At 42.8% G+C, this 9,939-nt stretch carries 9 protein-coding genes; 4 read left to right on the top strand and 5 right to left on the bottom strand.

Annotated elements, in window-relative coordinates; all coding sequences use genetic code 11:
* Positions 1-59: 59 nt before the first annotated feature.
* Positions 60-548, top strand: coding sequence for an Lrp/AsnC family transcriptional regulator (locus tag PENNN9_RS05235; RefSeq protein ID WP_058368669.1), 489 nt, complete (start codon positions 60-62; stop codon positions 546-548).
* 10 nt (positions 549-558) lie between these two features.
* Here the strand turns inward: PENNN9_RS05235 and PENNN9_RS05230 are convergent, their stop codons facing one another.
* The 5 genes from PENNN9_RS05230 to PENNN9_RS05210 form a co-directional block, all read right to left on the bottom strand.
* Positions 559-1,839: a YbfB/YjiJ family MFS transporter gene (locus PENNN9_RS05230; protein WP_058368668.1), complete on the bottom strand. Its 1,281-nt coding sequence runs from the start codon at positions 1,837-1,839 to the stop codon at positions 559-561.
* An 86-nt stretch (positions 1,840-1,925) separates the two neighbouring features.
* Entirely contained in the window at positions 1,926-3,278 is a 1,353-nt protein-coding gene (locus PENNN9_RS05225; protein WP_058368667.1) for an ABC1 kinase family protein, read from the bottom strand.
* Between the two features lie 101 nt (positions 3,279-3,379).
* The gene (locus PENNN9_RS05220) at positions 3,380-4,171 is read right to left on the bottom strand and encodes a HesA/MoeB/ThiF family protein (protein ID WP_075103138.1); all 792 of its coding nucleotides are present in this window, start codon (positions 4,169-4,171) and stop codon (positions 3,380-3,382) included.
* A 50-nt stretch (positions 4,172-4,221) separates the two neighbouring features.
* Positions 4,222-5,118, bottom strand: coding sequence for a peptide chain release factor N(5)-glutamine methyltransferase (gene prmC / locus PENNN9_RS05215; protein WP_058368666.1), 897 nt, complete (start codon positions 5,116-5,118; stop codon positions 4,222-4,224).
* A 59-nt stretch (positions 5,119-5,177) separates the two neighbouring features.
* The gene (locus PENNN9_RS05210; RefSeq protein WP_058368665.1) at positions 5,178-6,836 is read right to left on the bottom strand and encodes an AmpG family muropeptide MFS transporter; all 1,659 of its coding nucleotides are present in this window, start codon (positions 6,834-6,836) and stop codon (positions 5,178-5,180) included.
* Between the two features lie 549 nt (positions 6,837-7,385).
* Between PENNN9_RS05210 and PENNN9_RS05205 the strand changes: the two genes are divergently transcribed.
* The 3 genes from PENNN9_RS05205 to PENNN9_RS05195 all read left to right on the top strand — a co-directional run bounded on the left by PENNN9_RS05205 (position 7,386) and on the right by PENNN9_RS05195 (position 9,889).
* Positions 7,386-8,315 (top strand): LysR substrate-binding domain-containing protein, encoded by a 930-nt coding sequence (locus PENNN9_RS05205; protein WP_058368664.1) that lies wholly within the window; start codon positions 7,386-7,388, stop codon positions 8,313-8,315.
* Between the two features lie 356 nt (positions 8,316-8,671).
* Positions 8,672-9,691, top strand: a complete 1,020-nt coding sequence (locus PENNN9_RS05200) for an LLM class flavin-dependent oxidoreductase (protein ID WP_058368663.1) — start codon at positions 8,672-8,674, stop codon at positions 9,689-9,691.
* Positions 9,692-9,721: 30 nt separating this feature from the next.
* Positions 9,722-9,889 (top strand): hypothetical protein, encoded by a 168-nt coding sequence (locus PENNN9_RS05195; RefSeq protein WP_156410076.1) that lies wholly within the window; start codon positions 9,722-9,724, stop codon positions 9,887-9,889.
* Positions 9,890-9,939 lie beyond the last annotated feature (50 nt).

Here is a 9,939-nt window from a genome sequence, read left to right as displayed (position 1 = left end):
TGATTATCACTAATTTTATGGATATAATCAGTGCAAATCACTAATACTAGATAAAAAAGATGACCGAGAGCCACTTTGCCCGTCAAACCACACATGCTATCGACGATATTGACAAGCGTCTTTTACGTCTATTACAGACTGACGCACGGATGAGCATTACTGAGCTGGCAGAAAACGTTAACCTGTCAGCTACTCCCTGCGCACGCCGTATCAAACGTCTAGAAGATACAGGCATTATCACCGGTTATCATGCTCAAACCGACGCAGAAAAGCTTGGCTATCCACTCGCTATATTTATTGCCATTAGTATGGATCGCCACACAGCTGAGCGTTTTGAGCAGTTTGAAAAAAAGGTGCAAAGCTTCGATGAAGTGATCAGTTGCAGCATCGTTACGGGTCGTTCTGAGGACTACCTAATTAAAGTGCGCGTACGCGATATGGCGCACTATGAGGAGTTTTTATTACATCGGCTAAATCGTATTGAAGGTGTCGCACAAGTGCATACGAGCTTTGAGTTACGAGAAGTATTTAGTCGCAGCATGGTCTAAAAAACTACTTTTAAGAATAATTATTGCGTTGCCGACGAAATAACAGGATTAGAACAAGTCCAATCAATAGCCCAATAGCAGCGACCAATAGCCCTGCATTAAAATTGTCATCCTGCCCTGCTAATGCAACCGTCACTAATGGTCCAATAAACTGCCCGAGTGCATAGGCTAAAGTTGCCAATCCTATGAGCAAATTAGAATAAGCTGGATTGATATTTTTGATAATATTCAAAGTCATTGAGACCATACCAACAAAGGTTAATCCTAAAATTACCGCATTCGCGTATAAGCCAAATGCACCTTTGAACCATAAAGGTAAAAGCATCCCTAATGCTTGTAATAAAGTTAAACCCATCAAGGTTTTTATCTCACCGATACGTTTCGCAAGCGCGCCCCACAGAGGATTGGACAGCATCGCAAAAATACCAACCAGCAACCAAATAAGCAGTCCAGCATAGCTTTGGGTTGTGAGTCGCTGTGCTGCCATGACGGGCAAAAAGGTTGCTGATGTAATATAACCAAACCCCGCCAGCACGTAGCTCGCTGACAACAATGCAATAGCTTTGGTATGTCCGGTGATTGCCTCGTATAATGAACGTTTAAAATTAATATAAGTTTGGCGTATAGACCGGTGCGCAGCATTGGACGATGAGTTTGCTAATCGTGTCTCGCCAGATGCAGTTGTATTTGTATCTGCATTTATTGGTCGTATGCCATAGAGTAGCCAGAGCAGTGGCAAGCTACTCACGCCTGCTACCAGCCAGATAATATCAAAATGATAGCCAAGCAACAATAACCACCAAGTTAATACAGCTGAGAGGCTAATACCTACTCCTATCCCCGCATAATGTAATGCCGAAAGCACAGAGCGACGCTCATTGCTAAAACTTTGAATCACCAATGACGAGCTTAAAATCATTGCAACCCCACTCGCGATGCCTGCGAGCAAACGAATGACATACCATAAGTTTAATGACATCTCCGGTACGGCGAGCAATGTCGTTGTGAACACACTAACAACCGTCCATAGCATTAACATCTGCCACGTGAGTCGCTGCGGCACAAACATAGCGATGAGCGCGCCAATAAAATAGCCGATATAATTAATTGAGGCCATCCATCCAGCAATGGCGGTCGATAGCGACAATTGAACCATAATGTCAGGCAAAGTAGCGGTAAATAAAAAGCGTCCATAACCCATGACCACCGCTAGACAGTAAAGTCCTATCCAAGCGATGGTAATTTCATTGGTGATAATAGGGAAAATTCGGCTGTTAGAAGCAGTCATCATGGCGAAGCCAATTTGTGGTCATCAGCACACAATCCTTTGTGTTACAAGCTATAGATAGCGCTCAAAAAAAGCGGTGAAGTATAAAGCTATGACATATTAAGTGCAGGAGCTGCAGGCTGGCCAGTATCGGTCTGTCCTAATATCTGTACTCGTTGATCGCTAAACATGTCCATGTCAGGGGCCAGCGTACGCATAAACCGATCAAAATATAACAGCTGCTTAGTCAGTAACGCAAAATCACGGGGAAAATGAATGCCATGGCGCTTACCGACTTCAACGATTTCGAGCATCATCTGATTGAGCTCATCGGCCTGTTCTTTACTGTTAAAAGGCACCCCGCTTGTAAACGTAATGTCTTCTGCCATGATGGTTTTCATCATGCGTTGTAAGTCATCTGCTAAGTCCTGTACATCGACATTACTGCGACTATGAGTCATCTCCATATCGATCATATGCTGCGCCATCGCTTGATAATTATTATCTTGCAACGCCTGCATCATGCCCATACAGGCACGCCAGCTTTCGGCTTTAAGCTTACCCACAATGCCAAAATCCAAAAATCCGATTCGGCCATCGGTTAGCAGCATTAAATTGCCCGCATGCAAGTCAGCGTGAAAGCTATTACAGAACATAAGACTTGCAAACCACGTATTCAACGTATCTGCCATTACTTGCGCTGGGTCATCACAATACTGGCGCATAGCTGTCTCGTCAATCATAGAAACGCCGTGCAATTGACTCATAGTCAGGACGCGTTTGGTAGTCAGCTCATCATAGACCACTGGCGCCACTACCCTTGTGTTCCCTGTTACGCTCAAAAATTGCTGAAAATCGCGAATGTTTTGTGCTTCGCTAATAAAGTCAGTTTCGGCCAACATACGTAAACGAATCTCATCGATAATCGGTGCAATGCTGGCAAACTTCATTGACGGCATGAGTAGCTCAACGATTTTGGTTACCCCGTGCAACACCCCTAAATCCGTTTGCATAATGGTTTCAACTTCAGGCTTTTGCACCTTTAACACCACTTCATCGCCATTATGTAAACGCGCGGCATGCACCTGAGCAATGGAGGCTGATGCTAAAGGCTTTTCATCGATGAATGCAAATTTGTCAGACAGCGTTTGCCCATCGACGGCCAGCTCATCCGTCAACACCTGCTCGATGTAGGTATAAGATAATGGTGTCGTTTGATCCAAACAGTCTTGAAAGGCTTCTACATATTCACGCGGAAATAACGAGGGCGTGCTGGCTATAAACTGTCCGATTTTAATATAAGTCGTACCAAGCTGCTCAAAAGTATCTTTTAACAGCTTGGCATCAGGCTTCTCGCCTTTTGCAACTCTTAGTGCAGATAATCCGGCGACACTGACCGTCTGACGCATACGGTTAACCACATTGAACGAATGCTTGAGTAAATGAGGACGATGAATTTTCATAAAAAACAACTATAATTAGAAAACAAAATTGGGTGATAAAAAATACTGTGACAGTTAAAATGTGACGCTAAATAATACAAAACCAAATAACGGTGAAATAACTAAACAGCGCACACAGGACAATGCTTGTCTTGCCGATAGCCCATCAGGCGCTGCTGCATCCGGCTACCATCCCACAAAAGCAGCTTATTAATCAGTGGATTTTTGGTTAATCCTAAATATTGTAGCGCAGCGTTGGCCTGCAAATTACCCATAATAGCAGTGGTACTGGCAAGCACTCCAGAATTGGCGCAGGTACGCTCATCGACCTCTGCATCATGCGTCACTGAACCAAAGACGCAGTAGTAACAGCCTGTATTTAACTTCGGCTCAAATAATGCCAATTGACCTTGCATGCCTATCGCTGAGGCAGTCAATAGCGGGATTTGGAAACGCACACTAATGCGATTAATAATGTCGCGCGTGGCAAAGTTGTCGGTACAATCTAGTAAAAGATTGGGCTTACCTGTCGCCATACCAAGCAGCTCATAAGCGTTGTCTTCACTCAAGCGTGCAACTGTACCGCAAGCAGATGCTAATGGATTAATTTCCTCAAGCATCTTGGCAGCGGTCAATGCCTTAGGCTGACCGATATCTTTGGGTAAAAATAGCGTTTGCCGCTGTAAATTGCTCGCCTCAATCTCATCGTCATCAATCAGATGAGTTTGCCCAAGTCCTGCTCGCACCAAAGTCTCAGAAGCTGGGCAACCTAAACCGCCTGCGCCTATCATGACTACGCGAGACGATTTCAGTCTTAGCTGAGCGTCGACATCCCAGCCTTCAAGCAATACCTGCCGTGCATAACGCATTAGCTCATCATCTGATAACTGCTTGGATTCTAACGACTGCACCATATTTATCACCAAAAATCTATTACCATAAATAGCTGATAAAATTAAACCAACTACCCAATCTGTCCAAGCGTCACACGATCATTACCACCAAAGTCCTGCACCGTTTGTACTGCGCTAAAGCCTTTATCTGACAATATTTGCCGTACTGCTGCTCCTTGATCATAACCATGCTCAATCGCCAATATTCCACCTGCATGTAGATGTTGCGGTGCATACCGGACAATATGCTCTATATCCGCAAGTCCGTGATTGGGTGCACTTAGGGCACTAATAGGCTCGGCTACTAAACGCACCAAATGCTCATCGGTTTCGTCAATATAAGGAGGATTGGAGACAATCACATCGAATAAGTGCTCATCCTGAGTAGACAGCTCGTCATACCAGCTGCTTTGTACAAACTCAATATCGGCAACATCATTGATAGCGGCATTATGTCTAGCCACTTTCAATGCCTCTGCTGATAAATCAACCGCTACAGTTTGCCAACTATCATCTTTTAATTGATGTTTTAACTCATGCGCCAAACTGATAGCGACACAGCCTGAGCCAGTACCCAAATCTAACAGCCGCTTTGGCTTAGGAGCATCATTTAGGCACTTTGGCTGAGATTGTATCCAATTTAAAACTTGTTCGACCAAAACTTCAGTGTCAGGCCGAGGGATTAAAGTGTGCTCATTGACAGTAAAATTGAGCGACCAAAACTCTTGCTGCCTCGTCAAGTACGCAAGCGGTATGCCAGCCTGCATTTTGGCAACACCAGTATTAAATTGCTCAAGCTCACTATCGGACAGCTGATAACTTTCATCAGTAATTAAAAATGAGCTTGGTTTATCGATGACATGTAACAACCAATCAGTCAACCAAAATGGCGGCAGCGTATCTCTCGTATCACCATTTGTTAGTTGCCAGATTTGCTGCTTTATTTGATAAATGGTGAACGCTGTCATAGATAACTCTTAAAAATACTGTCTAGCAATTTGGGTTACAACATGGCTACTCGTTGACGTTAGTCTGTTGCACGTGGTGGCTCTTTAGTGTCAGTTAGATTTGGATTGGTTTTAGTCAAGCTAGTAATAGTATTACCACCGTTGTTACTATCGTCGTTGTCACTATAAATATCATCATTATCACCGATTATAATATGTTTATCGACAAGATAAATCAGTGCCAAAATGGGTATACCGATAGCAAAAGTGAAAATGAAAAAGAACGGATAACTGGTGTTATCGACAATAGTACCTGAATAACCACCCAGTACTTTGGGTAGCAATGTCATAAGCGATGAAAATATTGCATACTGTACTGCGGTAAAACGAATAGAAGTCAAAGCAGACAAAAAGGCAATAAATACTGCACTAGCAAGACCTGCAGCAAGGTTATCAAAGATGACGGCTAGATACATATAGGACAAACTACCAGGATGGTATGTCAATAATACAAACAACAAGTTAGTCGCACAAGCCAATATCGCCCCAACCATCATGGCTTGCATCATGCGCAGTTTTTGAGCCAACAACCCACCCAAAAAGCCTCCAGCAATCACCATAACGACGCCGACTAATTTTACCGCATTGGCAATATCAGTCTTGGTAAAGCCCATATCTTGATAAAAAACATTGGATATTACCCCAGCCACAATATCTGAAATACGATATAAGCCAATAAGCGCTAGTAGCAACAAGGCTTTTTTGCCATAACGACGAAAAAAATCAGCAATAGGCTCAATCCACGTTGTCTTGGCAACTTCTGCTTCTACAAGATTGGCTTTTACCAACCCATAACCAATAGCCAAAGCCACTGTCAGACTCAATACCATACGCACTAATTCGTACAAAAACCCTAAAAGCGCACTTTCTGTCGCAGGAAGCAGTGATCCCAAATTTGCAAATATGAACACAAAACCTATGACTGATAACGCAAATACTAAGACCAGACGTGAATAGTCTGATGTCTTGCGTTCAACACGTACCTGATCACTAACTGGCTCATGAATGATCAAAGTGGTCGCGACCCCAATCCCCATTACCCCTGCCATAACCCAGTAAGTATTGCGCCATGCTTCATAGCTATAAAGTGCCTCAGTTGAGCCAAAATAATCTGCCAAATATAGCGCACCTGCCCCAGCGACGATCATACCCAAACGATAGCCTGCAGTATACATGGCAGACAATACCGACTGTAGACTTGGGGGAGCAAGCTCAATGCGATAAGCATCGATGACAATATCTTGAGTAGCGGAGGAAAAACCTAGTAATACCGCCCCAACTGCCATATAAATAAGACTACCTTCATTGGTTGGATTGACACTTGCCATCAGACAAATCGCCAAAATGATCAACAACTGAGCAACCAATATCCAGCTACGACGACGGCCCAATAGTTTGGTCAATATAGGAAGTGGTACGGCATCAACCAATGGTGCCCAAATAAACTTGAACGAATAGCCAAGCGCCGCCCAACTAAACATCGTTACCACACTGCGATCAATACCAGCCTCACGCAGCCACAGTGAAAGGCTCGAAAAGATAAGCAAAATGGGAATGCCAGCGACAAACCCCAAAAACAACATAATAATGGCGCGTCGATCGAGATAAGCTTTTGCCGCCTCTCCCCATGATTTTTTGGCAACTGGAGGATTTGGAGGCACAGGTTGGACAGCAGACATAACTATTCACCAAAAATTAAAACAAAAAACACAACCTTCTACCATTTTTATCAATCATTAGTATCAACTGTACGCACTGAGATGATAAAAGCTGGTTAAAGTCGTACAAAAAAAGCCACACTTGTAGCAAAATTGAATTATGGTACTTCAGAACGTCTACATTGACTAGACATTCTATCGAAATTTCTGCATTAAAGTTTGATAACTTAGCTTAATAAGCTTGTATTTTCCAGCATGGTAAACTTATGTGTTATTAGCTTACGAGATTATTAATACTTACTCACTACTTATACAATCATTACTTGTGCACTTTTTCCTATAAGGATTTTTATTCCTTTCATATTTTTTACGAAAAAAATAATACCAATATTAAGTAGAATCGTTATACGTCACAAACTTGTATCTTTTCTATATTCCTAATTATCATAAACTGATAACAATATCTTATATACAAGAATAATAGATTTGTTTTACACTGGTTACCTACTGCATAACTGTACATTTTTATATACAGACAGCGTTTGTGTATTTATACAATAGGATTAACTAATGGCAATCGACGTAGTGGTCAATCAGCGGCATCTACAAATCCAGCTCAAACAGTTGGAAACGGTATGGCATACGGTAATCAACGGCTATAATCTAAGTCAAGCAGCGACAGTATTACATACCAGTCAATCAAGCTTATCAAAGCATATAGCAGCACTTGAGAACCAACTCAAAACTGAAGTATTCATTCGCCAAGGCAAACGTCTGACGGGTCTTACGACCATGGGCACAGCGCTCATGCCGCATATTGAATCTATCTTTGCCGAAATTCGTACGATTGAGAATCTCAGTCTCGATTTTAACAATCCCAATATTGGTACATTGACGATTGCCACCACTCATACGCAGGCACGATATGTTTTGCCAAAAGTAGTCAAAGAGTTCAAAGCACGATTTCCGAAAGTAAACCTGATATTGCAGCAAGCTGACCCTGAGACCATCGCACAAATGGTGATACGCGGGCAAGCTGATATCGGTATTGCAACCGAGTCATTACTGCATAACGACTATCTACGTTGTTTTCGTTATTATGACTGGACACATCGCGTCATCGTACCAAGCGATCATGAGCTTGCCGGACAAGAATCCATCGACTTACCTACCCTTGCAAGCTATCCGATTGTGACCTATCACGGCGGTTTTACAGGACGCGGGGCCATTGATAAAACTTTTGATGAAGCAGGATTAGAGCCTGATATTGTATTGGCCGCACTCGATGCTGATGTGATAAGCACCTACGTCGGTCTGGGTTTAGGAGTTGGCATTATCGCTGAGATGGCATTTGAACCAAGTCATTACCAGAATTTAACCGCAATTCCAGTGGAGCACTTTGGTCGCTTTACCAGTTGGATGGCGGTACGCGATGACGCTGAAATCCGCCAATATGGCCGTGCTTTCATGGAGCTGTGTCAAAAGCAGTTTAGTGCATAGCTCTTTTAACAGTAATTATTTTAGGCATAGTTAATTAACACTTTTACTCATAAAAACATTCAGCGGCACCGTTATCAGTAGATAGCGGTGCCGTTCGCTTTTCATCATGTCATTTATGCTATAAATTTATTATCTGCTTTTGTACGTCCATCCCATTATTAAGATTTGTTATCGCCTTAACTCCTGACCTTTATATTCTATATAACTGCCCCATCATATTACCTATCAAACATTCAAGAGTTTTTATAACTGCCCCATCATATTACCTATCAAACATTCAAGAGTTTTTATAAACAGCCTATACAAGACTGTCAAAAAAATCATGAGTGCTTTTAAATTTATGAAACAGGTGAACTATGAGTAACACAATCCCATTATCCTTTTTAGACTTAGCGCCCGTTCCTGAAGGTAAAACCATCGCTGAAGGTATTGCGCAGACGGTGGCGACCGCGCAGCGCGCAGAAGAGATCGGCTTAAACCGTTACTGGATGGCAGAGCATCACAATATGCCAGGTATCGCTAGTGCAGCAACCTCAGTACTCCTATCGCATATTGGTAGCCAAACCAAGCGTATTCGTATTGGAGCGGGCGGTGTCATGCTGCCAAACCATGCGCCATTGGTTATCGCTGAGCAGTTTGGCACCTTGCAAGCTTTATACGGCGACCGTATCGATTTAGGGTTGGGCCGTGCTCCTGGTACTGATGGTGCGACTTTTCAGGCCTTACGTCGACAAATGAAAGATGCTGAGCGCTTTCCACAAGATGTGCAGGAGCTGATGTATTTCCTAGGTGATGGTACAGACAACGGCCCTGTACAGGCGTTTCCTGGGGCCAAATCAAACGTTCCTATTTGGATCTTAGGTTCATCGTTATTCGGCGCTACCCTAGCGGCACATTTAGGATTGCCTTATGTGTTTGCCTCTCACTTTGCACCGCAAATGCTCAATCAGGCTATCACAACGTATCGTGAGCAATTCAAGCCATCTGTTTATCTTGATAAACCTTATGTCATGATAGCGGCGAACCTACTACTCGCTGACGATGACGCTACTGCGCATTATCACTTTACCTCGGCACAGCAAAGTTTTGTACGTTTACGCCGCGGTGAAACAGGTCAAATGCCAAAGCCTACTCATGATATGGACAGCATTTGGAGTTCAAGCGAAAAAATGATGGTAGAAAACGCGCTATCGATATCATTCATTGGCTCTGTTGATACCGTTAAACCAAAACTTACTGAGTTTTTGACAAAATATGAGCCAAACGAGCTAATCGTAACAGCGAACGTTTATGATCAGGCCACGCGCTTACGTTCACTTGAACTTACACCTGAGCTAAACTTGTTTACTTTACAACAAGAGGAGACGCTTGCATAATTGAAGGTGAACTCTAATGAGATAACGGTCATGGAATCATCTGCTTTTATTGGTTCATCAATATTTTTATACATTGTTGCATTTATTGTAGTGATGGTCGTTGGAGGGTATTTGACGTATCATACAAGTGCAAAAAGAAAGCAGCAGCGTAAAGACAAGCGAGATAGAGACAAGCGAGATAGAGATAATTTAAATTGATGTAGCCTAAATTTATACCAAAAAAGCCGCTTTCTCTTATTTGAGAAGGC

Origin of the sequence: Psychrobacter sp. ENNN9_III (assembly GCF_001462175.1) — a bacterium.
Classification (GTDB): domain Bacteria; phylum Pseudomonadota; class Gammaproteobacteria; order Pseudomonadales; family Moraxellaceae; genus Psychrobacter.
This window is presented reverse-complemented; position numbering and strand designations above follow the sequence as displayed.

Bases quoted from the DNA above. Each gene is read 5' to 3' on its own strand.
- PENNN9_RS05210 (WP_058368665.1), bottom strand. From the start codon at position 6,836: ATGTCTGCTGTCCAACCTGTGCCTCCAAATCCTCCAGTTGCCAAAAAA.
- PENNN9_RS05220 (WP_075103138.1), bottom strand. From the start codon at position 4,171: ATGGTGCAGTCGTTAGAATCCAAGCAGTTATCAGATGATGAGCTAATG.
- PENNN9_RS05225 (WP_058368667.1), bottom strand. From the start codon at position 3,278: ATGAAAATTCATCGTCCTCATTTACTCAAGCATTCGTTCAATGTGGTT.
- prmC (WP_058368666.1), bottom strand. From the start codon at position 5,118: ATGACAGCGTTCACCATTTATCAAATAAAGCAGCAAATCTGGCAACTA.
- PENNN9_RS05230 (WP_058368668.1), bottom strand. From the start codon at position 1,839: ATGATGACTGCTTCTAACAGCCGAATTTTCCCTATTATCACCAATGAA.
- PENNN9_RS05235 (WP_058368669.1), top strand. From the start codon at position 60: ATGACCGAGAGCCACTTTGCCCGTCAAACCACACATGCTATCGACGAT.
- PENNN9_RS05195 (WP_156410076.1), top strand. From the start codon at position 9,722: ATGGAATCATCTGCTTTTATTGGTTCATCAATATTTTTATACATTGTT.
- PENNN9_RS05200 (WP_058368663.1), top strand. From the start codon at position 8,672: ATGAGTAACACAATCCCATTATCCTTTTTAGACTTAGCGCCCGTTCCT.
- PENNN9_RS05205 (WP_058368664.1), top strand. From the start codon at position 7,386: ATGGCAATCGACGTAGTGGTCAATCAGCGGCATCTACAAATCCAGCTC.